The organism is Enterococcus sp. (assembly GCF_032555305.1).
Classification (GTDB): domain Bacteria; phylum Bacillota; class Bacilli; order Lactobacillales; family Enterococcaceae; genus Enterococcus_A.
This window is the reverse complement of the sequence record NZ_JAWGOQ010000009.1, coordinates 27,076-50,681: the sequence shown is the minus strand read 5'-3', so window position 1 is coordinate 50,681 and position 23,606 is coordinate 27,076. Positions and strand designations below refer to the sequence as shown.

26 protein-coding genes are annotated in these 23,606 nt (G+C 38.9%); 8 read left to right on the top strand and 18 right to left on the bottom strand.

What is annotated here, in order from left to right:
* Positions 1-148 precede the first annotated feature (148 nt).
* A complete protein-coding gene (locus E6139_RS08580) occupies positions 149-589 on the top strand; it encodes an Lrp/AsnC family transcriptional regulator (protein ID WP_316402647.1) in 441 nt (146 codons plus the stop codon).
* A gap of 140 nt (positions 590-729) precedes the next feature.
* Here the strand turns inward: E6139_RS08580 and E6139_RS08575 are convergent, their stop codons facing one another.
* The 4 genes from E6139_RS08575 to E6139_RS08560 all read right to left on the bottom strand — a co-directional run bounded on the left by E6139_RS08575 (position 730) and on the right by E6139_RS08560 (position 5,297).
* Positions 730-1,287: a TetR/AcrR family transcriptional regulator gene (locus E6139_RS08575; RefSeq protein WP_316402646.1), complete on the bottom strand. Its 558-nt coding sequence runs from the start codon at positions 1,285-1,287 to the stop codon at positions 730-732.
* Positions 1,288-1,812: 525 nt separating this feature from the next.
* Entirely contained in the window at positions 1,813-2,658 is an 846-nt protein-coding gene (locus E6139_RS08570; protein ID WP_316402645.1) for a PRD domain-containing protein, read from the bottom strand.
* Between the two features lie 23 nt (positions 2,659-2,681).
* On the bottom strand, positions 2,682-3,401 hold the full coding sequence (locus tag E6139_RS08565) for a glucosamine-6-phosphate deaminase (protein ID WP_316402644.1): 720 nt from the start codon (positions 3,399-3,401) through the stop codon (positions 2,682-2,684).
* A 21-nt stretch (positions 3,402-3,422) separates the two neighbouring features.
* Positions 3,423-5,297: a glucose PTS transporter subunit IIA gene (locus E6139_RS08560; RefSeq protein WP_316402643.1), complete on the bottom strand. Its 1,875-nt coding sequence runs from the start codon at positions 5,295-5,297 to the stop codon at positions 3,423-3,425.
* Positions 5,298-5,778: 481 nt separating this feature from the next.
* Here E6139_RS08560 and E6139_RS08555 point away from each other — a divergent pair, with 481 nt between their 5' ends.
* The 3 genes from E6139_RS08555 (at position 5,779) to E6139_RS08545 (ending at position 7,193) form a co-directional block, all read left to right on the top strand.
* Positions 5,779-6,420 carry a DUF3796 domain-containing protein gene (locus E6139_RS08555; protein ID WP_316402642.1) on the top strand — a complete coding sequence of 214 codons (642 nt, stop codon included), beginning with the start codon at positions 5,779-5,781 and terminating at the stop codon, positions 6,418-6,420.
* 3 nt (positions 6,421-6,423) lie between these two features.
* Positions 6,424-6,627 (top strand): helix-turn-helix transcriptional regulator, encoded by a 204-nt coding sequence (locus tag E6139_RS08550; protein ID WP_316402641.1) that lies wholly within the window; start codon positions 6,424-6,426, stop codon positions 6,625-6,627.
* 113 nt (positions 6,628-6,740) lie between these two features.
* The gene (locus tag E6139_RS08545) at positions 6,741-7,193 is read left to right on the top strand and encodes a VOC family protein (protein ID WP_316402640.1); all 453 of its coding nucleotides are present in this window, start codon (positions 6,741-6,743) and stop codon (positions 7,191-7,193) included.
* 59 nt (positions 7,194-7,252) lie between these two features.
* Here the strand turns inward: E6139_RS08545 and E6139_RS08540 are convergent, their stop codons facing one another.
* The 9 genes from E6139_RS08540 to E6139_RS08500 all read right to left on the bottom strand — a co-directional run bounded on the left by E6139_RS08540 (position 7,253) and on the right by E6139_RS08500 (position 15,944).
* Positions 7,253-8,110: a GRP family sugar transporter gene (locus E6139_RS08540; RefSeq protein ID WP_316402639.1), complete on the bottom strand. Its 858-nt coding sequence runs from the start codon at positions 8,108-8,110 to the stop codon at positions 7,253-7,255.
* Positions 8,111-8,178: 68 nt separating this feature from the next.
* Positions 8,179-8,637, bottom strand: a complete 459-nt coding sequence (locus E6139_RS08535) for a PTS glucose transporter subunit IIA (RefSeq protein ID WP_316402638.1) — start codon at positions 8,635-8,637, stop codon at positions 8,179-8,181.
* A 13-nt stretch (positions 8,638-8,650) separates the two neighbouring features.
* Positions 8,651-9,979: a maltose-6'-phosphate glucosidase gene (locus E6139_RS08530; RefSeq protein ID WP_316402637.1), complete on the bottom strand. Its 1,329-nt coding sequence runs from the start codon at positions 9,977-9,979 to the stop codon at positions 8,651-8,653.
* Between the two features lie 14 nt (positions 9,980-9,993).
* Complete coding sequence (locus E6139_RS08525; protein WP_316402636.1) at positions 9,994-11,409, bottom strand: PTS transporter subunit EIIC; 1,416 nt, start codon at positions 11,407-11,409, stop codon at positions 9,994-9,996.
* Positions 11,410-11,427: 18 nt separating this feature from the next.
* Positions 11,428-12,192, bottom strand: a complete 765-nt coding sequence (locus E6139_RS08520) for a carbohydrate deacetylase (protein WP_316402635.1) — start codon at positions 12,190-12,192, stop codon at positions 11,428-11,430.
* Between the two features lie 105 nt (positions 12,193-12,297).
* Positions 12,298-13,119: a PRD domain-containing protein gene (locus E6139_RS08515; protein ID WP_316402634.1), complete on the bottom strand. Its 822-nt coding sequence runs from the start codon at positions 13,117-13,119 to the stop codon at positions 12,298-12,300.
* A gap of 353 nt (positions 13,120-13,472) precedes the next feature.
* Positions 13,473-14,573 carry an alpha/beta hydrolase family protein gene (locus E6139_RS08510; RefSeq protein WP_316402633.1) on the bottom strand — a complete coding sequence of 367 codons (1,101 nt, stop codon included), beginning with the start codon at positions 14,571-14,573 and terminating at the stop codon, positions 13,473-13,475.
* 6 nt (positions 14,574-14,579) lie between these two features.
* The gene (locus tag E6139_RS08505) at positions 14,580-15,197 is read right to left on the bottom strand and encodes a TetR/AcrR family transcriptional regulator (protein WP_316402632.1); all 618 of its coding nucleotides are present in this window, start codon (positions 15,195-15,197) and stop codon (positions 14,580-14,582) included.
* Positions 15,198-15,359: 162 nt separating this feature from the next.
* Complete coding sequence (locus E6139_RS08500) at positions 15,360-15,944, bottom strand: PepSY domain-containing protein (protein WP_316402631.1); 585 nt, start codon at positions 15,942-15,944, stop codon at positions 15,360-15,362.
* A gap of 254 nt (positions 15,945-16,198) precedes the next feature.
* Here E6139_RS08500 and E6139_RS08495 point away from each other — a divergent pair, with 254 nt between their 5' ends.
* The gene (locus tag E6139_RS08495; protein WP_316402630.1) at positions 16,199-16,588 is read left to right on the top strand and encodes a helix-turn-helix transcriptional regulator; all 390 of its coding nucleotides are present in this window, start codon (positions 16,199-16,201) and stop codon (positions 16,586-16,588) included.
* A 157-nt stretch (positions 16,589-16,745) separates the two neighbouring features.
* Here E6139_RS08495 and E6139_RS08490 read toward each other — a convergent pair whose 3' ends face one another.
* Together E6139_RS08490 and E6139_RS08485 are read right to left on the bottom strand one after the other, a co-directional pair.
* The gene (locus E6139_RS08490; RefSeq protein WP_316402629.1) at positions 16,746-17,222 is read right to left on the bottom strand and encodes a GNAT family N-acetyltransferase; all 477 of its coding nucleotides are present in this window, start codon (positions 17,220-17,222) and stop codon (positions 16,746-16,748) included.
* 19 nt (positions 17,223-17,241) lie between these two features.
* Entirely contained in the window at positions 17,242-17,973 is a 732-nt protein-coding gene (locus E6139_RS08485; RefSeq protein ID WP_316402628.1) for a TraX family protein, read from the bottom strand.
* A 176-nt stretch (positions 17,974-18,149) separates the two neighbouring features.
* On the opposite strand from E6139_RS08485, the gene E6139_RS08480 reads away from it, so the two are divergent.
* Positions 18,150-19,625 carry a helix-turn-helix domain-containing protein gene (locus E6139_RS08480; RefSeq protein ID WP_316402627.1) on the top strand — a complete coding sequence of 492 codons (1,476 nt, stop codon included), beginning with the start codon at positions 18,150-18,152 and terminating at the stop codon, positions 19,623-19,625.
* Positions 19,626-19,672: 47 nt separating this feature from the next.
* On the opposite strand, the gene E6139_RS08475 is transcribed toward E6139_RS08480, so the two are convergent.
* Together E6139_RS08475 and E6139_RS08470 are read right to left on the bottom strand one after the other, a co-directional pair.
* On the bottom strand, positions 19,673-20,719 hold the full coding sequence (locus E6139_RS08475; protein WP_316402626.1) for a BtrH N-terminal domain-containing protein: 1,047 nt from the start codon (positions 20,717-20,719) through the stop codon (positions 19,673-19,675).
* Positions 20,720-20,789: 70 nt separating this feature from the next.
* Positions 20,790-21,602, bottom strand: a complete 813-nt coding sequence (locus E6139_RS08470) for a MerR family transcriptional regulator (RefSeq protein ID WP_316402625.1) — start codon at positions 21,600-21,602, stop codon at positions 20,790-20,792.
* Between the two features lie 171 nt (positions 21,603-21,773).
* On the opposite strand from E6139_RS08470, the gene E6139_RS08465 reads away from it, so the two are divergent.
* Together E6139_RS08465 and E6139_RS08460 are read left to right on the top strand one after the other, a co-directional pair.
* A complete protein-coding gene (locus tag E6139_RS08465; RefSeq protein WP_316402734.1) occupies positions 21,774-22,145 on the top strand; it encodes a hypothetical protein in 372 nt (123 codons plus the stop codon).
* 29 nt (positions 22,146-22,174) lie between these two features.
* Positions 22,175-22,783: a PadR family transcriptional regulator gene (locus E6139_RS08460; RefSeq protein WP_316402624.1), complete on the top strand. Its 609-nt coding sequence runs from the start codon at positions 22,175-22,177 to the stop codon at positions 22,781-22,783.
* 291 nt (positions 22,784-23,074) lie between these two features.
* Here E6139_RS08460 and E6139_RS08455 read toward each other — a convergent pair whose 3' ends face one another.
* A complete protein-coding gene (locus E6139_RS08455) occupies positions 23,075-23,539 on the bottom strand; it encodes a VOC family protein (RefSeq protein ID WP_316402623.1) in 465 nt (154 codons plus the stop codon).
* Between the last annotated feature and the right edge of the window lie 67 nt (positions 23,540-23,606).

Sequence of the window (23,606 nt, the reverse complement as noted above, 5' to 3'; positions counted from 1 at the left end):
AGGAAAGCAGTTCTTGGTTTTCACTTTACAAAAAATATCCTTCGCTTATTTTTTAATTTTCTGTCTTAAATTGAATTATAATTCAGCTAACATGTTTGATAGCATAATAAGTGAAACCGAATTCATCAAAGAATAAAGGAGTAGTTTTATGGACAAAATAGATTTAACAATTCTCGATATACTAAAAAAGGATAGCCGGCAGCCTATGAGTCTGATTAGTGAACGGGTTGGTCTGACCAAGCCAGCTGTGATCGAACGGGTACGAAAATTAAAAACCAGCGGGGTCATCCAACAGTACACAATCAAAGTTGATCGGGCGCGCTGTGGTCAAAGTATTCTTGCGTTCATTTCAGTAAAAATAGATCGCACTGGAAATACCAGCAACTTCAAAAATACAATTACTAAATTTCCCAGTGTCTTAGAGTGCCATAAAGTGGCAGGCGAGTATGATTATTTACTCAAAGTCGTGGCAGCCGATCTTCCACATTTAAATCAATTTTTATCACAAAACTTGAAACAAGTTCGCGGTGTCGGCGAAATAAAAACAATGATTACTTTAGAGAACCTAAAGGAAGATATCCATGGATGATTCCATATTCATTGATAAAAGAAAGCGAATAAGCAACATTCTTTCCAATCGTTAAGTCAAAAGAACCATTTCTTTACTTTTAGAAAGCGCAGCAAAAAAAATACCGGAAAGCACGCTTACCCGCGTCTTCCGGTATTTCTTTAATTCTTAAATTCAACCATGATTAGGCGAGCCATGATACTGACCATTTGCTCTGGTGACTCCTTTTGTCCCCGATTGATCCAATCCTGCAACACACCAAAGAGTGCATTGCTGAGAAACAGCAGCGCATAATGCTCTTCAATGTCATTTTCAATTTTCAGATCCAATTTCGGAAAAATATTCTGACGAGCATTTTCCTGCATCAATTGCTTGATGTAATTTTGTACTTCTACAGAACCATTCTCCGACAATAGCGCAGCGATGAGCTTGCCATCCCCCTGTAAATAAGTCAGCATCTTGAAGAATAATTGAGTTTTGTCTTTCCCATCATCGGTCTCCACGAATTGATTGGCCTGATCGCGGAACTCTTTCAGGTTCACTTCGACCAAATCATATTTATCGACATAATGCAGATAAAAACCACTTCGGCTGATCTCCGCTTCCTCACAAATATTTGTCACCGTAATCTGCTCAAATTTTTTGGTCTGGAGCAGTTTCGTTACAGCTGATAAAATACGGATTCGCGTTCGATGATAACGTAAGTCCTTTTCTTTCACTTTTGGTGTCCTTCCTTGAAATAGTGATAATCTTTTTCAACTTGTCCATTACTAGTGTTTTTTCTTGCATCGCTTTATTATTCCAAATAGTAAAAAAGAGGCCTTTCTTCAATACCTGTTAGGAGCTAACAGCGCTTATCTTTTATTTATTATTAACATAGTATACCAACTAGAAAAAATAAATGAAGTCATCTTTGGAGGAAAATACTTTGAAATTTGAAAACCATACGCTCGCGACGATTTCTCCGGCGTATAAATCATTTGATAAGCTGTCAATCTGCAAATTGACTATGTAAACTTCTATGCTAGAATGAACCGATTGGTGTCGAAAATCGATCACCATAGTTTTTTTCGAGTGCGGGATTTCTTCTCGTACATCTTTCACCCCTCAGCTATGTCAGAGGTGCCTTGACCGACATCCTTTTTTTACTTATTGTCGCATTTTCTTTACTAACTATTCCTGATTTGAAAAGATTCCGAAAAGCCCAAAAAGAGAGACAAGATGCACAGATCTTGTCTCTCTTTTTAGTTTTCGTCAATTTGATGGACGCGTTCAATATGCATCGTTAGATAAATCTCTTCTTGCAAAGAGGCTTTTATCTGGTGATTCTGCTGCAAATAATTATTGATCTTTTCAGCACACTGAAAGGAGGATTGGTATTGATTGATAACGATTTTGATCATCTCATCGCTCAAATCCATCATGCTGATTTCTTTGACCTGACGAATCAAAAAATACTGAAGATGTGAGACCAAACGGGAAAAAACAATTGAGTTCTGATCGATCTTGATTTGAAAATGATACTGAATGATCGTAATAATATCTGAAATAATCTTCGTAAAATTCATTGCCTGCTGGATCGAGTCATAATTATTTCCGCTGCTGATAAAATGCATCGCGATCGAGGTTGCTTCAGTGTCCTCTAAATCAACCTTCAACTCTTGAGCAATGTACTTAACAGCCTGCTCTCCAATCTTTACTTCTGTTGGATAGAGCTGTTTGATATCCCAGTGCAATGGACTGATCATTTGAATATTTTTCTTTTTCCGATCAATGGCTGAGAAGATATGATCCGCCAGTGAAACTAGCATACCCACACCGAAATCTGCATTCAGTTCTTCCTTGGCAAATTTTAATATGTTATCGCTTAAAATGATGTATTCAATCGGAACTTCATTAATCAAAGCCTTCACTTGATCAATTTCATTTTCAGCATTATTTCTCAGAATAAATGTTCGCTCAATCAATGATTCATTGATCTGATCGCCAGGATAAGCCTTGTAACCAATGCCTTTTCCCATAACGATCATTTGTTGATCCGCATCATCGACTAAAACGACATTATTGTTTAGTCTCTGTCTTACTTGCATCAGCTTTTCCTCCGTTATGATTACTATAACAGCGACGCAGCCTCTTTATCAACAATCAATGTGATATCTGGATGCGTTGTCAAAAGAGTCGCCGGTTTCTCCTCTGTAACAATACCTTCTACTAAACTTTTTACGATTCCTGCCTTGGCTTCTCCACTAGCAATCATCACTAACTTTTTGATCTGCATGATACTTTTAGGTCCCATCGTGACATAATGATCCGGGCGTTTTTCCTCAACTCCGCCAACTTCGCCAAGTAATACTGCTTTCATGTCTGGCGTGTCATTTTCATCAACCCGACTCGTCAAATCACCAAACTTGGTAGTATTTGGTAAATTTCCACAAAAATGACCATCTGCTCCTACACCAAGTAACACAAAGTCTAAGCCGCCGTCTTCCTTAATTCGTTCATCTTGTGTTTGATAATTAGTCCAATCCAAGACATGAATGTTCTTGCGGTCAATTTCAGCAGGATCAAAAAATGCTTTGTTTAAGTTACGCATGGTCACACCGTAATCATTATCCTCACCTTTAAAGGGAATCTCATCAAAGTTGTAATAATGCACATTATCAAAGTAGCTTTTTCCCTTAACCAACGGAATTAGAATTTCATAAACTCCTTTTGGGGTTGATCCAGCAGTAATCGAAATATTGGTACGATATTGACTGTGCATTTGTCCTAATACTTGTTGCGCGGCTACTGTACTCATTTCTTGATAGTCCTTTGTTACGATTAATTTCATTTTAAGCTCTCCTTTAGATTTCTATTTTGTAATACTAAATAAATTATTTTGTAAATCTATAGATCCTAATTCTGGAACTTTGTCTACCGTTTTAAATGTCTCTGAATTCGTCACAACAACGATGACCGCATCCTCTAAATTTTTAGAACGAATGTATTCTCTATTAAATGAGAGAATTGTCTCACCTTTTTTAATACGATCCCCCTGCTTCACCTTCAATTTAAACCCTTGGCCTTCAAGTGACACAGTATCTAAACCAACATGAATGAGCAGCTCTACACCGTCCTCTAAAGATTCGATCCCTATTGCATGCTTAGTTGGAAAAACAGCTTTTATTTCTGCATCAAATGGTGCATAAATCGTTTCATCAGTAGAGGAGACTGCGATTGTTTTTCCTAAGATCTCTTTTGAGAAAGTCGCGTCCTCAATCGAATCCAGTGGAATAATGTCTCCAATAACTGGTGATTGAATCTCTAAATCACTCACTTGTTTCGCTGTTACCGCCTCTATATCAGAATTTTCTAATGGCCTAGTATTTTTTTTCTTCTCTTTTTTTTCTTTCGCATTGAAACGATCCATTAAGACAAATGTTAGCACCGCTGTCACGATGACCGTTGTCACGATCCCCAGAACAATTCCCAGAAAACCTTCTCCTATGAACGCAGGAATCGATAATACGCCTGGCATTACAAAGCCAAAGGAGCGTCCGCCAAATATCGTACTAACTGCCGCTCCGATACCGCCACCAAGACAAGCAGCAATCATAGCACCTCGATATTTCGCTAATACACCATAGATTGCCGGTTCTGTAATCCCAATGTATCCAGGAATTACCGCCGAAAGAGCGACTTGTTTTTCCTCCACTTTTTTTGCTTTAAAGTAGACTACTAACGGAGCAGTAGCTTGAGCTAATGTACTCATCAGCACCATTGCCAACATTTGCGAATAACCAAAACTTGCAACTTCTTGCTGCATGATCGGATTCATTGCATGATGCATTCCGCCTAGAACTAGGATTGGTCTGGTTCCGCCTACAATTAAACCGGCTAACCATGGAGAAAAATCAATTAACCATTTCACTGCAATCGCCAGATACTCCCCGATATAATAACCAAGTGGAGCAAGCAGACACATAGCTATCGGAGCCGTGATCACTAAAGAGAGCAATGGTGAAAAGATCATGCTTACCATCTCAGGAACACGAGCCGTAAAGAAACGCAGGACGTGACTTAAGAGCCAAACCGAAAAAATGATCGGCAATACAGATGAGCTATAATTTACTACAGCGATTGGGATAATCCCGAAAAGCTGGATAAATTGCTGTCCATCCGCGATAGCAAACGGATACATTAATAAACCAGCTAATGCTAACGCAATATACTCATTTGTCTTAAATTTTTTGGCAGAACTGACTGCCAATAGAAATGGAAAGAAATAGAACATACAATCCGCTAAACCATTGAAAAAGATGATCGTATCACTTGCACCATCAGCCCAGCCAAAATTGATAAACATGAAAATAAGACCTTTCATCAATCCTCCGGCTATAACTGGCGGTAAGGCTGGTGTTAAGATTGCCGATAACGTATTTAGCACATGAGAAATACCGCCTTTATTTTGGCTGTCATCTTCCTGACCTCCGCTATTATTAATCGGCACTAACTTGCTAAATTCATTTGCTACACTAAGAACTTTTCCTCCAAGAATAACTTGAACCTGAGTTCCTTGCAGCTGTGTTCCTAAAACTCCAGACAATTGTTCAATTGCTTTTTGATTGACTTTATTCTCATCTTTAACCTGAAGACGCAATCTCGTCATACAATTCGTAAAGTTTTGAATATTTTTTTTACCGCCAACCTCTTTCAAAATCGCCTCTGCCAACTCTTGATTATTCATAACACTCTTTCCTCCTTTAAAAATTGCAATAAAAAAATGCCCAAAGAGAGTGTAGTGAATACACTTTCTTTAGGCATTGCCAGCTCGACCTGTAACGAATCCTACTTGATTAATATTTGATGAATAAAGCGTAGCATGCATTCCCCCATTACGTCAAGCAGTCATTTTTTTAATAACGATAATAAAGATTGCTTTCCTTATTCCTCGTAAAACGATCAATTAATATAACCTGATTTCTACTATCATCTCTATACTATATTTTTATTCTAGTCTATTTTTAAATAACCAGATGCACACTTTTGTTTACACCGTGATTTTTCATTAAAAAGTACTGATCGATTATTTAATGTCGATTTAGCTTTGTTTTAAAGCGGTACAATTAGAAAAGTGATTTATTTATCTCTTTTCTATTGCTTTTCTTTTTTTATGTGATATATTTATCTCATAAAGAGATGAATTTGTCACATGGGAGGATTTTAAGATGAAAAAGAATAAAATTAAAAATTTAGTGTTAGCGGGTATTTTCTGTGCGTTGGTTTTAGCGGTCGCATCGGTTCATTCAGTTTTGTATAATGACAGTCGTTTGATAAAGCCTACCGTTGTTTCTGAGTATGTTTTCCAGCTCAAAGACTTGCCCATGCTGATTTCATTAGTACTTGTGACAGTCTATGTCCTTTATTTGGTAGTGACTTTGTTCAGATCCCTATGGCAGAATAAAAGTTTGCCGAAGAATCGGACAAGAAAGATCCATCCTATGCTGGGGCTTTTGGGATTCTTAGGTTTTTTGGGCTTTTTCGGATTTTGGACTTATAGCGAGTTGGAAATAATTTATCCATTTTTTGCTTTTATCTTTTTTGGCTTTTTCGGTTTCTTTTTTGAAGGGAAATTATCTGATACCCTAAAGGATGAACTCTACGAAGAAAATGAAAAGAAAGCAGAATTGAAGGCTTATAAAATTGGCTTTCTTCTTCTATTTTTGTCAATTTGGGCAATCGCTCGCGGCATGCTGTCTTGGAATCTTGAATGGTGCGCGATTTTTATGTTAAGCTCAATGTCGCTGATCTATGGAATCGTCTTATTTCTCAGCAAATACTTCTTATACAAATTTGAATCCGAGGCTTAGCCAATGAATGTAAAATTCGAATGTCATTTAAAAAAGTACCGCACCTTGAAGGGCTTGACGCAAGAACAGCTGGCGGAGCTGGTCGGCGTGCGCCGTGAAACGATCATGCGGCTAGAAAAAGCCCAATACAATCCTTCACTAAAACTCGCGCTAGATATTGCAAAAGTTGTAGATGTCCCAGTTACTGAGTTGTTTATTTTCGAATAGAAGAAAATACAGTCCGAGAATTGTTCTTCGACTGTTTTTTCTGTATAAGCTTTCATAAGAAACTGATATCCGGTAGAATAATCAAACAAACTTTTATGGAAGGATTGATCACTTTGACCTTTATACGCTATGCTCACACCAATATTATTGCTTTAGATTGGCAGGCACTTTCTCGCTTCTATCAAGCTGTTTTTGCTTGCAAACCTGTACCACCAGAACGAAATCTTCACGGAAAATGGCTCGAAGAATTAACAGGCATTCCCGAAGTCCATATTGTCGGTGAACATCTGCGTTTACCCGGTTATGACGACCACGGTCCTACCTTAGAAATATTCAGCTATCAAGAAATGCAGGAAACTGAAAAAGCATTGAATCATTGCGGATTCTCCCATATTGCTTTTGAAGTCGATGATGTTAACAATACTGTTGATCAATTACTAGCAGCTGGGGGCAGTCTTGTCGGGGAAGTCGTAAGTGAAGATTACGGTGAATTAGGGATTGGCACTTTTGCCTATGCAAGAGATATCGAAGGAAACATCATTGAATTACAGAGTTGGGAAAAATAAACTTTCACTTAATAAAAGCAAACGATCTTAGCAACATTCTGCTTAGATCGTTTGCTTTTTTATTTGACTGAGCCAATCAAAAGGATTCCTGCTGTAATAAGCACGGCTCCTATACTAATCATTTGCAACTCCTTTCTGGTTTTTTGCGTCTTTAAAATGAAAAGTCCGGCATAAATAGAGATCAAAACCGCGAGTTGTGAGAAGGTAAAGCTCTTAGCTACTCCAAGTATCGGTATAGCGAGAAATAGGCTGATATTAGCAATACTCCAAGCCATTCCGGTTCCAAAGTTTTTGCGCGCTTCGTGCCAATCCGTTTCACTACGCTTAACGATTGATAGAACTAGCGACGACAACCACATCCCGATTGCTTGCGGGAAAAGCACCACTGCACCGTTAACTTGGAAAGCCTGCGGCAATGTCACGTAAACTGTTAACGCCAGCGACGATAATAGCAGACAAAAAATGGCTTTCCTTTTTACAGTAGCTGATTGTTGTACCTGATACTGTTTTTCTAAGTAGGAGGTCAAATAAATCCCCAAAATAATTAAAAGAATTCCTCCAACACCAGCTGCTGCCATGTTTATATTCGACCACTCATTAAAAAAAAGTGCCGCAATGAATGTCGTTCCTATTAATTGTGTCCCATTGGAAATCGGCATCGCTTCAGATACAGGAAGCAGTTGAAAGGATTGAAATTGCAGATATTGTCCCGCTGACCAAAAACAGCCAGAGAAAAAGGCCGCCGGTAAATGATGCCAGTCGTAGGAAGGCTGAATAATCAAAGTAAAGAATATTCCCATCAATAAAGCTATCGTGGTTGTTCCAAGAAGCTGATTGATCGGTTTAGCGTTGGTTAGTTTTGCGATAATCGGCATGAAGCCCCAGCCTAAAGCTGGTAATAAAAAAATGATAGCCATTGGTTTCTCCTATATATGAATAATCGACTTAAGAAAAGACTGAGTACTCAGCTCAGTCTTTTCCAACTCTAAAATTTAAATAGTTCGTCTTGCAAGGTTACTCTTTGATTTTCCGAAAGCAGCTCTCCTTTAGTCATTTCTGGAAAGACCACGATGATCGTATCGTCTTTTTGTGACTTTTCTAATTGCGGCAAATCAATAACAGCAAGCAGGGTTCCTGCCTTTACTTTTTGCCCTGCTGTCACCTTAATCGAGAACGGTTTCCCTTTAAGCTCGACCGTGTCCAAACCCATATGAATCAGGATTTTTTCTCCTGTTTTGCTTTCAATCGTAATCGCATGCAGTGTTGGGAAAATGCTCTCAACAATTCCCTCAATCGGAGCATAGATTTTGCCGTCATGTTGACTGATGGCAAAGCCGTCGCCCATCATTTTTGAGGAGAAAACCTCATCATTTACTGCTTCTAAAGGAAGAACTTGACCATTCGCAACAGATTTCAGGACTTTTTTTGTTTTAAAAAAGAGCATCCTCTCATCACCTCTAAACTAATTCTGGCCAGTATTCTTTGTTGGCCTCGATCATTTCATCTAAAACTTTTTTTGCCACTCTGGCATTAGGAACGGTTTGATTAAGCGTGAATGCCTGCAAAGCTTTTTGATAAGAACCTTCAAAATAAGCATCCACCAGTAATTTTTCAGCTGCTACTTGAGCTTCCATCAAGCCTTTATGGAAATCACTGATCGGTTTTCTCAACGAAATCGGCTCGACTCCTGTCGCTCCAACATAAGCTGGCACTTCAACAACTGCATCTTCCCGTAGGTTTGGAATAGCTCCTTGATTTGGTACGATCAGCATAAAGCGCCGACGCTCATCATTTAATAAAGAGGTTGCCATGTCGACGATGTATTGTCCGTGTTCGCCGAAATTGAAGTTAAGCACATCTTCAGTCGCTCCACCGCGAATTTTTTTCGCCATCTCTTTGGTATTCTTTTCTCTGCCTTCCATCACCATATTGGCACGGGTATAGTCTTTATCTGTGTGCTCCACCACCATATCCGGGTATAAGTAATATTCCAAATAATTGTTAGGAATATTTTGTGGAAAGTTTTTCGTAATCACTGACATCATGCTGAAGGCTTCCTGCCAGGTTTTGTCACCTGCATTGAAATCGGCCACTTCCATTTCTTGTGTTGTTAATTTTTCAATGATCTCAGGCATCACATCTCGTTTTAACTCTTTATCGTAGATCGAAGTATACCAGCCGAAATGATTTAAGCCATAGTAAGTAGGAATCCAATTCTTGCGATCATAACCATAATTAACAGCGATCGTCTCTTCAATTGAAATCGTCATATCGCAGGCATTGATCATTTTCGCTGTTGGATATTGTCTGCGAACGGCTTCTGAAACAATTGATTCAGGATTCGTATAATTCAGAATCCAGGCCTCAGGCGCATACTTCTGCACGTAACCAACGATCTCTAATAAACCACTCATGGATCGCATCCCATAAGCAAATCCACCCAGTCCGCAGGTTTCCTGTCCCACTAGGCCATGACTTAATGGAATCTTTTCATCCTTCTCCCGCATTTTCATTCCGCCAACGCGAATTTGCGAGAAGATAAAGTCGCAGCCGGTAAAAGCTGTTGCTGGATCTTCCGTTGAAGAAATCGATACATCTTTAAAGCCTTCCTTTTTCAACATATACTGGATGATCAAATACATATCAGCATTTCTTTGTGCATCAATATCGTACAGGCGAATCTCCGAAAGTGGTAAACGATCCGCATTGTTTAAGACTGCTTGAATAATTCCCGGTGTATAAGTACTTCCTCCACCGGCAATCGTGATAATTTGTTTTTTGGTCATTGTATTCATCCTTCCTACTGCTCCAATAATTTATTAAACTCAGCCATTACATAAGTAACTTCTAGCCCGATAATAACTTGATAATTTTTCTCCGTTGGTTTGATCACACCACTGACACCTAATTGCTTAATCCGCTGTTCATCAACGATGGCTGCATCTTCAACTTCTACTCGCAGACGAGTGTTACAGCTATAGGCATCTGAGACATTATCCGCTCCACCAAAAGCTTGCAGCATTTTTTTAGCCATATATTCATAGTTCTTGCTAGCTAAATCTAATTCCGCTTCTTCTTCAACAACTTCTGTTCCATACTCTGTTGCTACTTCCCTTCCTAAAGTGTGGATGTCCCGTTTCTTGATCAAGTAATAGAAAGTGAAGTAGTAGAGTGCGAAGAAGGCGATACCGATCGGAATAATCAGAATAGCGTTTGTTGCTATTCTAAAATTAATCAGATAATCAACGATACAGGCACCAAAAGTAAATCCTATTCGAATATTCAATAAATAGCAGACAATTCCAGCAAGTCCTGCAAAAGCAGCGTGTACCACGTATAGCATTGGAGAAAGGAACATGAAACTGAATTCCACAGGTTCAGTGATATTTGAGATGAATGAAGTTGCGGCTCCACTTCCCATGATCCCTTTGACCATATCTTTGTTTTCTTTATACGCCGCTCGATAAATTGCTAAACAAATTGCTGGCACCCCAAACATCATGACTACGAAGAAACCTGATAAGAATAGTCCTGCTTGCGGATCACCATTAATGAAACGTGTCATCTCACCGCGGAATACTTCACCATTCGGCGCAGTATAGCTGCCTAAGTCATAATAAACATAGGTGTTTAATACGTGATGGAGGCCAAATGGAATCAACAACCGATTCAGGAACATGAAGATCCCAACCCCAAAAGCGCCCATGTTTACTAATAATCTGGCAAAGCTATCAATTCCTGCTTGAGCGAAGGGCCATAAGATACCAAATACGACTGAAGTAATCGTCTGTAAAATCATGACCATCGTCAGTGGGAATTTTTCACCTGCAAAATACGAGAACACCATTGGCAGTTTTTGTTCTTTGAAGCGGTTGTAGGTCCAGGCGGCAATCAATCCGGAAATAATCCCGCCGAAAATCCCCATATTAACCGCTGGATTCATGATTTCTAATCCTTTTTTCAATGTAGCAATTGCTAGAAATCCGGTAAGTGCGGGAATCCCCTTATCCTTTGTTTTGGCAAACCCAATCGTTACACCGATGGCAAATAGAATATCTAAATTGCCAAATACAGCATTTCCGGCAGCACCGATGACTGGAATGTTCAGCATGTCATCCGCTGAAAGACGCATGATCAACCCGGCTAGTGGCATCGCGGCTACTGGAAGCAGCATCGCTCTTCCCAATTTTTGAATATTTGCTTTGAAATTCGACATTGTTTACTCCTCCTTGGTCTAAATATCTTTATAGGTTATTAACTCAATCAAACGATCCTCTTTAACTAATTGCGCAAATTCTGAATGAATCAAAAATTCAACTTGATTCAATCGTGGATAAACAAAGCTTGATCCATTCAATAAGGCCTGATCAAGATAGGCGGTGTGGCACATGACTTCGATTGTTTTGTCCTCACGTAAGGTTGATAGTAAGCCTTCTAAATATTTTTCAATCGAGCAATCGATCTGGCGCTTCTCAATAACTGTTTCACCAACATCATCAAAATAAGGTTCAAAATAATCAACGTGCCGCACTTCTGCTTTTCTCTCAAAATTGCCTCGAACTGGGAGATCATATTTTTTTGCCAGTGCGATGACAATTTCCTGATTCATTCCAAATGTATGGGTGTGGTGATGACTGTCTAGATGAGTTGGAATGATTCCTGCTCGGTAAATCTTTTGAATTTGTGTATTCCATTCTTGATAGAGCTGATCTCCATCTACTTCAAAAGGTTGTGTATAAAATGATAATTGCTTAAACTTGCCCCCGTCCATCAAACTATCAACATTTTTCAACAACGGCTTCCCGCAGGTCAGTGTCAGATGGACTCCTACTCCAAGATCTGGTAATTCTTTTTTTAACTTGACCGCGTGTTCAAATCCCGGCATGTTTGCCATTAAAGTGGTTGATGTTAGGATACCGTGTTGATAAGCATCCACGATCCCATAATTCACACCATGGCTATAGCCGAAATCATCCGAATTGAATATTACTTTTCCCATTTCTTTCTTCCTTTCTCTTTTATACTAAAAATAGACGCAACCTAATGAGCACAGAAAATTTCTCTGTGGATCAAAAGGTTGCGCCTACCAAATAGTTACGCCCTATTATTGAATTCTAGCCAAATGAATCGCCAGATAAACGACCTCATTTTCTTGAACAGCTAAATGGAATTTTTTCTCGATCATATTTTTTATTGCAACAGCTGTTCGATACGGTTCACTTTCTTTGAAGGTATTAGTGAAAAAACCAATATTTTCTGTCGGAGACTCCTCCTGATAAATCAAACGTTTGACCAAAAACTTGATGTGGATCATCATACGATGGTACGTCAGAGACTCCTTATCAAATTGATACCCGTAGGTCTTTTCCAAATCCGCTAAAATCGTTTTGGTCATCTCTAGGATTTTTAAACTATTTAGACTGTTTCGCTCCCCCAGCTCTGCATTGATAATATGCATCGTAATAAATCCAACTTCATTCGCCCCTAATTCTGTATTGTAACGCTGATTGATCAAGTTCACGACTTCGTTTGCTGTTGTATATTCCTCAGGATATAGCAATTTCATTTCCGGCAACATGATCGCAGTTACCTGACTGTCTTCCTTTTGCCGCTGAATAGCAAAATATATATGATCGGTTAAGGCAATATAGATATTTGAATCTAATGGTGAAGCAATTCTCTTAGAAATAAGTTGAATGATTTCTTCTGAAAAATCGATAAATTCAATCGGAATCTGGGCAGCCATCTCACTAAACATTTTCGTTTTTTCTTTGGAATCTAAAGTAAAGAATTTATCTGCCAGAGCTGGATCAAATTCCTGATTGACGTTTGCAGAGAAACCAATTCCTTTACCCATCGCGATTTTTTCTATTCCATCATCATCAATTAGAACTACGTTGTGATTGATTTTTTTGACAACCTTCATATGCTGTACCGGTCCTCTCTGTAAAATACTCCAGCCTTTTATAAAACAACAAAAAACGACCTAAGGAAAGTGTCTTTCCTAGGTCGTGCCTAATTTAATAGTTACACCCTATCTGTTTACACGCTCAATATAGCAGATAAAAAAAGCGCTGTCAATAAAATTTCAAAACTTATTTTTTCAATCAACAGCACAATGAATAACAACTACGAATAGAAATAATAATACAAACAGTCATTCAATTTCTTGATTACCTTTCATTAAATAACGCATTAACAATAAATGCATTAAAATAATAATTCTTTATATCTAAAAAAAAGAAAGAACAGTCTTTTTTACCAAGCAAAATAATGGAACTATTTCATCTGTTCCTCTAAAAATGCTAGACAGGCTCGATTGATCTTCTTCAATGTTGTCTGCGCCTGTTCTTTTGGATTGCCTCCATCAAAAATCATTGTCAAAAATGGCGAAGTTAACGATAAGTCAGTCAAAGAAAAATGACCAACACCTGAGAAATGAATATTCTGAAATCTGCTCGATGACATCTTAAGCAGTCGCACATTCTCGTCGTATTGTTTCCATTCGTCTAAGTGACTCCACGTTGCGTCGGAGTAGACGTTTAGCACGGGAACAGGATATTCTGACTGATCAAAAATAAATTGACCGTTCCCATCCACTCCTCGAATATCACATAAAAACGGTGCTTCTAAAGAAATGACAGCTGCGATATCTTTTCTTTGTCTGCCGATACCTAAGGCTGCGGAACCACCTAAAGAATGTCCCATCACACAAATCCGTGATCGGTCAATCGAATCAAATATCGGGACCGCTGAATCACCTTCTTTCGATTTCTCCAAAATCGTATCCAAAACAAAATTTAAATCATCTGTTCGAATCGTCATCCATTTTTCAAAATTTACTAGTGATTGTTTAGGCTTTTTTTTGGGTTCATCAACACTTACTTCCTTCATAAACTGACCGCTTAAACGAACCTTTTTACCATCGGATAATCTGGTAGAGAAACACTGATAGGTGTGATCAATCGAACAGACGATGTAGCCATGACTAGCCAATTCACGAAAAAGTGTTTCGTTGCTTTCCTTCATCCCGAAGCTTCCATGAGAGAAAAGGACCAACGGGAGTTTCTGAGTGCGGGAGTAGTTTTTAGGATACCAGAAAGCGACAGGTAATTCGCGCTTTTTCCCATCATTTCTGTATGTCTCTACTCGTTGCTGATCCGTATAATAATCAACAAGGTGTCCTACTTGGAAATCACCAGTTGTCGCGATGGGCTCGACCTTAGGAAACAATAAGAGCCAGCCTGTTGCAATCAATAAAAGCAAAGACAAAAAAGCACAGAGATATCCTGCGGGCACATGATTGCTTTTTCGGGCAAGACAATAGACCATCAAAAACAATTCAAAAAACATCATCGAAAGCAAGATCCAATTTCTCATTTTTTATCAGCCCTTCCCAGTGAGCTTATTCCCAAACTCCCTTGCCTTGGTTGTATCAACACCATATTGTAAAAGAAACGCATACCCAGCGGAATCGATCATCTGCTTTGCTTTTGCTTTCTCACATTTCATAATCTTTGATACGATCATGGATAAAATACCTGTGGAGTAGATGATCGAATTGGTGAGGTAAGCCGCCGCATCGTCAATATGAATATTGAAGTCCTCTGCGATACTTTCCACCAGCTCTCGGTTATCCGTCATCGCGGCAATCATATCTATCTCACCGATATAGTACTCGCTTCCGCCATTTAAATATAGATACTTGAATAGCTCTGGCTCATCAAAGGCGATATCTGCATAAGCTGCACCTACCTCAGTAAATGCTTCAAAACCATTATCCGAAGTCGGCGCCATCTTTCTATTTGCATAGTCCAAGGCATATTCAGCAAGTGCCTGGCGAAACCCTGCCATATTTTCAAACTGCCAAACAATTGGCTGAGTAGAGCAGCCGATTTGCTTGGCTAATGTTTTGATGTTAACGGCGGAATAGCCTTCCCTGATCAATAGTTGCAAAGCTTCGTGTAGTATCAATTCTTTTGATATTTCCGTTCTTCTTGCCATATAATATCCTCCTACATTATATAAACGCATTTATATAATCCTATTTATATTATAGATTGCTAGCTTATCGGTGTCAAGACAGCTTTGATTTCGAATCAAAAAAAAAAGCTTATGTGGACTTAACCAATATAAGCTTCTTAGTGATATTCCGTAAGGCTGTTGTTAATCATCGGTTTCGCTTTCTAGTACTTCTCCTGATTTCGCATCGATTTTCACTTCGGTTTCTTTGTGACCATCCATGACTTTGACTTCCCAATAAGTCGTTCCCAAGTCTTTGTCTAAACTCCAATCGGTAGCTTTTCCTTTTCCAACATGTTTTATGGCGATATCAGAAACCTTTTCAACGCTCAGCAGATTTTCCAGAGCCAGCTTATCTTCTCTTCGCTTTACGCCATCTTTATCTTCCATATCTAGTGATTCTTCTTGTTCTTTCGAAACTGCCTTTGTGTCAGCATCGACTGTTACTTCATATTCTTTACTGTCATCGACGCCTTCGATTTTGTATAAATATTTTTCAAAGGAGGTTTCCAGATCAAGCGATGTAATATCACTATCAGGATAAGCTTCCTGATATGCTTTGATTGCATCATCTACACTAACATTAAAATTCGTACTCCTCTCACTGCTGGATTGGCTTGCTTTTTGTGAAGTGGAGCTGGCATTATTTGCATTGTCTGAGTTTGAATTACAGCCAGTAAGACCTCCTAAAAGTGCAAGTGATAGGCCTAAAATAATGGTTCTTTTCACGATTATCCGCTCCTTCATTTTGTCGAATGCTATTATTTTTATCGTACGAAATAAATCCATAAACCTGCTATTAATAACTTTATCATCCCATTCAGCCTAAGATTTGTAAACTTATTTAAACTGCACTCCATCATGAGCGAGTATCGGTCAGTTGTTGGTTTATCATCAAAGATTATTAAAAAATCATGCTTAAGTTGGACGAAAAAGGGACCTATTTTGGTTAGACTAAAGAAAAGACTGAAGGAGAAAAGGATATGCGGGAAAAACCGATTGGGCTTTACATAAAGGAGCTGCGAGTAGCCAAAGGCTTGACACAAAAAGACCTGGCTGAAAAAATTGCTGTACCGAATCGAGCTGTTTGGAAGTGGGAACGTGGAATCGACTGTCCAGAGGATACAACCTTACCATTATTAGCGGAAGCCTTAGAGACAAGTGTTGAAGAGCTTTTACAGCATTTAGAAAGAAAATCTGATAAAAACTTTACGAACGAAAAGTCCACTGGAAAAAAACTTTCCATTTTGAAAGCCGAAAGAGGAAAAAGTTTTCTTCGTTGCCTCTGCTATTCTTTCCACAGCATTCTTTTTCATGCTTATGATAATCAACACAGTGTTGAATCTGAATTCAGGTCTGTCAGGAGTTCTTGATATTCTTCAGCCGCTAACAATTGTTTGGCTTGCTACAACTGGTATCATTGGCTTCATCCCGTGGCTGTTCTTTTATTTAATCGACAAATATCGTTTGGCAGTTAATTAAAAATCGCCCACACTCAGTAAAGTAGGACTTTACGAGTGTGGGCGATGTTCATTTGAAACGATATCTCATAATATATTCTTCGGCAGTTTCATCAATGATTTCAAACCCGACCTGCAGATACATTTTCAGTGCGTAATTGTCTTTTTGAACGGCTAATGAAGTCTGGCTGTAGGACTTGGTTTTCAAATTTTCAATCATCGCTTGCATCAGTGCTGTACCGATCCCATAGCCGCGATAATCAGGCAACAGCGAAATTGCAAACTCTGGTGTCTGATCATCGATCGAGCCGAAGCCCTTGATGTTTCGGATCCAGACCGCTCCAACGATTCCAGCAACCGTTTCTGCACACAAGCAAAAATCTTCCGGATAATTACCAAAATCGCGAATATAAACATTGATGTTCGGATCATTAACAACCGACCTTGGAATAGGCTTTTTCGTATCACGTTGAAAAATGGCCTGATACAAAAATTCTTCCAAGAGAGGATACTCTGCTTCTCTCATTTCACGAATTGAATAGTCCATCATTTTTCCTCCAGTTCTGTTATTGAAGCAACATACGAATCACTGCTAAGACGACTAAATGGATTGGATAAAATCCATAAAAGCCCCATTTTACCCACTTTGGCGAATAGCCTCTTTCTCCGTTATAAGCCTGAAGCAAGGGTATTACCAGCAATAACCCCAATCCCGTGAACACCTGATAAAGCGGAACTGCCTGAGAATCAGTAGAATACATCATTCCCATTAACAGTACCAAAAAGGCCGTTGTATAAAGAACGGGTAACCAAATTCCTTTTTTCTGGCCCTTCCATTTGTAAAAACCGAAAATCAACAGGACACCAATCAAGGTCCAATCCGATGTGATCGTGATCACTGAGAAGAAAAGAACCAATAGATTTCTTAAAATCGGTGATTTCACCTTTTCATAAGTTATCATCAGCAGCAGTCCCATAAGCAGGGTAAAGAAAATATTATTTACCAGTTCGAGCGGACCAAAAGGATGGTTTCCTCGAAACAACAGGTGAAAAGGATAAATCGAGATTAGCCAAAAGACCGCCATCCTTCCTGCATATTTCTTGCGATTGCGTGTGTAATAAAACCCTTCTACTAATAAATAAGCCATGATTGGAAATGTTAACTTGCCAATAAACTCTGTAAAGAAATAAAGCCCACTGGATTGTTCATAAAGACTAAAACCGCTGCCGATGTGATTCAGCAGCATCGCAACAATCGCGATTACTTTCAACTTGAAGCCGTCAATTGATCGAAGCATCTCACCCATCCCTTCAAAATAGTAATATAGTCAGTATGACATAAAACTTTCGTCAGTTCCTCCTTCATTAGTCTGAATTATTAGAATATAATTTGTATGTTGAACCAGTTTATTATTTTCAGTCAACATTATTTCCTTTATACTGATAGTATCAATCGATTGAAAGAAGGTTTAACATGCGACATGCCTTGTCTTCTACCAAAAATCGTCAAATCGAATTAATTGAACTTTTACGGACAGCGAGTAATTATGTATCCGTCAAACAATTAGCAGAAAAAGTCGATGCGGTTCCCAAAACTGTAATAAATGATTGTCTGGAAATTGAAGACCAGTGGAACGACATCGTTCAAATTGAAAAAAACAGCTCTGGTGAATTGCATCTAACCGAAAAAGATAACCATACGATCCAAGAGATTTTTTCAGATATTTTAAAAGAGTCGCCAACCTTTCAGCTGCTGGAAATTCTTTTTTTCCATCCTGGAAAATTACGGAGTGATCTTGAAAAGGAACTGTATTTGAGTTCATCTAGCCTGTATCGGCGAATCGTTAAGTTGAATGATGGCTTAGAAAAACGCGGGTTGAAGGTCGATCGCAATCGTTTGACCCTCGTCGGTGAAGATGAACGGCAGGTCCGCATCTTCATGGCTGGTTATTTCTTAGAAGTCTACGATGTTTACGAATGGCCCTTCGAACTAGATCAAAAAGCGATTTGGGAATCTGTCACTTACCTAGACAAAGAGCTAGATTTAAAACTAAGCTTCTACCAAAAAACGGAGTTTACTTATTTAATCGCTGTGAGTTTGATTCGTCAAGCTCAAGACTTTTTCATTACCCCTAAACGGAGCTTTTTAACGAGTACACATTTAGCGAGATATGAAAAAACGATCAATGAGCTGTTGACTAGTTGTACGCTGCCCAACACTGAAAAGATCCGAAACGACCTGATTCAAAGTATTTTCTATTACGATTTTTCCTGGGACAATCCGGAAGAAGAAGCTCGAATTGAACGGGTTTGTAATACAACTATTACCTTGATTGTTGATGCGCTGGGGATCACTATTTCTGATTCGAGTCAGAAAAACTGCCTTGCCTTGTTGAAATCAATCTATACGTCTTATAAAACATATCCTTATGAGAAATATATCGCTTATAATCGCGAATTGTATAACAGTTTGACGATTCAAAGAGATTTCGCCGTATTCACAAAAGTTTTGGAAAAAACCTTAAAAGATCAAGAAGCAAAGAGCCGATTCCCGTGGCATTCAATGTACTTCCATTTGATTTTATTCGAATTATTCATCTATTGGGATGAGCTGCCAGAGCAATTAGATGCCCTGCGCAAACCAGTCGCTACCGAGATATGTAGTGACTTGGGGATGAAGCACGCGCAGCTGCTGGCTTATTATCTGGAAAAGAACTACCACAATAAAATTTTGGTCGATCTGCAGCCGGATAAGATCTATTCTGAGGTTTCTCCGGAATCACTCGTTTCAGATCTCTATGTGACGAATTTTTCTACTCCGATCATTCCCGAGGAACGACTATTTGTCGTCGAGGATGTTCCTTCTACTAAAAGCTTGTCCGCTTTGGGTAGAAAAATCGAAGAATACCGGATGAATACTCTGATCAAACAATTATCCTACTTAAATTAAGAAAAAGGTTGGAACAAACAAACCACGTTTGCTCTAACCTTTTTAGTTTAATCTGTTAGCTTTGTACGCAGTCTTTCCAATAGACCTCTTTCAATTTCTCCCAGTTCCGCGATTTGTTCACTTAACGGCTGCAGTAATGATGAATCGCCACTTTCTCCGATTGCCCAAAACACGGCGGCTAGTTCATCCCATTGCTTCGCTAGGTTTATGAAGGCAGATCCAATAGTTGCAATCTCTCTATCAGCTAAAATCGGAGCCACTTCTAATAGAAACTCTCCATACAGCCTTCGGAAAATTCCGCCGCCCGTTCCGCCATCTTTACTGATCTGAAAATAATTGGTGATGCCCGCTGTTTTCAATTTCCGCTGATCAAAGGAGCTCCATTTGATGATTTCCTTTGAAAACTTCGTGATCCCATTGATGCCCAATAGCTTCGCTGGTGGATTCAACATCGTCTCACAGGTATCTTTAATGGCAGCAGTGATCGTCTCTCGATTCGGCTTTACATAATTAGAAAAATCAAACTCCATAAATTTATTATTTGCTGGAAAGGGACGATGCCTGCTGCTTCGAGCCCGCTCCATCTCTTGATAACTCACCAAATGATAATCATTGGCACTCTCACCCTGTGGCGTCCGAATTGGATAATCCGAATGATCCCGATCACTGACGTAGAAAACTGCTTCTTCATCATCATAGCCAAATAGAACCACGGCATGTCCGCCAAAGTGACTGGCTTGATCCATTCCTAAATAACTCAGATACGGCATGTCCACATAGATCATGACTGGATGATTCTGCTGGATCAGCTTTTTTACCTTCACGAAGCCCGTCTCGTAGTTCTTCGGTTGTCGACAGCTTACTTTGATCTTCAAACGTTCTGCCAGCTTTTTATCTGCTTCAACAGATTTCGTTCTGCCTGAAACCATCGGTGAGCTAGCCAAATTGATGTAGGTAAAGGCTAAGCTCGAACTCAATCCAAAAAGCATAGCTTCTGATAGAGGATACCCTTCAAAGACAAAGATTTGCTTCAAAGAATGGGTAATGCAATGCTTTCCGCCCGTTGGTTTAAAATTCTCAATGACGTGTTTCATACTACTGCTCCTTTCGATAAAAAAGCAGTCATCCATCCGTGAATAAATGACTGCCATTAGATTCATTTTGTTACTTCGATACGACAAAACCAGATTCAGTCACCCAATTATCCGGATTAGGATCCTCTCCTGGTGATACGTGACCAATATTAATCATCGGACCCACAATTTTATAATTGTTTGCCTCCAACCACTCCCCGATCGCTTGAGTCACCTTCGGCATTTGATCAAAGCTGCCGCTGAAGGTGACTGACGCCATGATAAAAGCGGGAGCTTTTTTAAATTCAGCAGTTTGTGCAGCTGGGTATTCCCCAACGACACTTGTTTGAACCTCTACATCGGCATCCTTTTCAACGTATTCAACATTATGAAAGAATGTCATATTTAACGGCGGCTGAGTCATTTTGGCGTTTGCTTCCTGTACTCCCTGCTGCAGCCTTTGCCACAGTTCTCCCTCCAAAGTATAATCCGCGATTACATCACGTACACTAAGAACATTTCTTTCTGGGACTTCTTTTACTACTACATTATATTTAGTCATGTTTTTTCCTTCTCTCATGTTTTGTTTGAGCAGTGAGACCATCCGCTGTTTTTTCAACAGTTCATCCAGGTCCTCCTGCAGCTTCTCTTCTTGAAAATTGTAGTGCTTTTCTAAAAAGTCTAAATCATTTGTATCGATGATTTCCTTGATTGTTTTTAGCGGCAAGCCCGTTTGCTGAAGCAGTTTAATTTGATTTAACTGAGACAATTGACCTGCTGAATAGTAACGATAATTGGTTTGCTGGTCCGTTTTTTCTGGTATTAAAAGACCTAGAGCGGCGTAGTGATCCAATGTTCGAACAGTGGTATTTGAAATTTTTGAGAATTCTCCAATTTTAAACATATAAATGATCTCCTTTTTTCGTTTCGCTAGCTTACTTATAGTATAGAGTCACACGTAACGTGGGAGTCAATCAAAAATCAAAAAAAGTTTTCACAGGTTCTTGAACATTACTTTTAGTAATGTTACTATTAGTAATATAGAAAATGAACTTAGGAGGAATATAAAATGAATATTTTTTCAATTGTTGGGGCGATGATTTTTGGGATGATGACGGTATTGACACTATTAGTGACAGTAGGTCTGCCATTGGGTGAATTTACCATGGGAGGAAAACACAAGGTACTTCCGATTCAAATGCGTTTTGCTAGCGGAAGTGCGTTCATTTTTCAAATAATTGCCATATTAAGTGTGCTGTATGTTGGTGAAATAATTTCCTTGAGTATTCCCTTTTCACTTGCTCGCGGAGTATGTATTTTCTTCGGATTTTATTTATTGTTAAATACGGGTATGAACCTTATGTCATTTAGTAAAAAGGAGAAGTATGTGATGACACCATTGGCCTTGATCGGGTCGATCTGCTTTTTTGCAACAGCATTTTTATAATAGAAGATTTTTAAAGGGAGTGAAAAACGATGGACATTATCATTTTAGGTTTTCTAATGATTCAAGGTTCGACGATTTACGAATTACGTCAATCAATCAAAAATTCTCTATCGACCGTCAGCAGTGATAGCACCGGCAGTATTCAAGCGGCTTTAAAAAAATTACTGAGTAAAAACATGATTACCTATAAAGAGCAAGTTGAAGGCGGATTGAACAAAAAGGTTTATTTTATTACGGATGCGGGAAAAGAGTATTTCCACAAATCCATCTCCCAACCGATGCTCTATAAGGAAAAAAATATGGAATTGAGCAAATTCTTCTTTATGGGATTTACGGATAAGAACGAAAGAGATAAAATGCTGGCTGATTATATTGACGTGTTGAAAAATGAGTTGGCTTCATTAGAACAGATCAATGAAACGATTGGTACTCGTTATCAACTTGATGAGGCTGTTTTGCAAAGTTTGAAAGAACGCGGCGGCGCTATTGAATATATGAATTTGGAGAACGTTAAAGAGATTGCTCATTTTCAATATGCGACATTGGATCTAGGAATTGAAAAAGCACAATTTGAGATCGAATGGTTCAAGAAATTTAGAGAACGGCTACGCTCGGAGGATTTTGCCAATGACCAATAAGAAAATAGCCATTTCTGTTAAAGGCTTTAAAAAATCATTCAGAAGAAAACCCGTTTTAACTGGTTGTTGAAACTGTTCGCCGATTACTATTAGCTCAAACCACTTATTCTTAGCGATTATTTGGTGTAGAATTTTATCAGCAGCCGCTTTTTTTACTGCTATGAGACTCTACCGAAGATAAATAAAATGATGAACGATGATTTAAAAATTAGAAGAACTACTCAATACTTTCCAATAGTAAAGTGTTGAGTAGTTTTTCTTTCCAAATGTAAAGTATTTAAATTGTTCGCTTTATTTCAACAGCCGTTCCACCATTTTTGGCGACATGAATGTTTTTTCAGATAGCTGTTCGACCGTTAAACCAGTCTCATGCAGTCGTTTCATCATGACCTTCATGTCTTCCCCGATCTCGATGATATGCTTATCTGGATCATAAAGCCGGACTACTTTTTGTCCCCACGGCATTTCCATATCTTCACCCACACGCTCGACATCCAAAGAGGCAATTTTTTCTAGAAAACCGTCGAAGTCTTCCTCTTCAAAATACATCTCGGCATCATTGCCATGATACGTGAAAAAATCACTGGTACAATTTGTGAATGTCGACCATGAGCTTTCCGTTTGTAAAGATAGTCCACCAGTTAACGTGACATTTTCATCTAGATCGGCAATTACACGAACCCCGATTACTTCGGTATAAAACTTTTTGGCTTTTTCCATATCCTTGACTACTAGCATTGGTCCTTTAAATTTCATTCGGTTTCCTCCTGTCATCTTTAGTACAAAAATAATTTTATCATGACAGAGTTTTCAAATGCTCGCC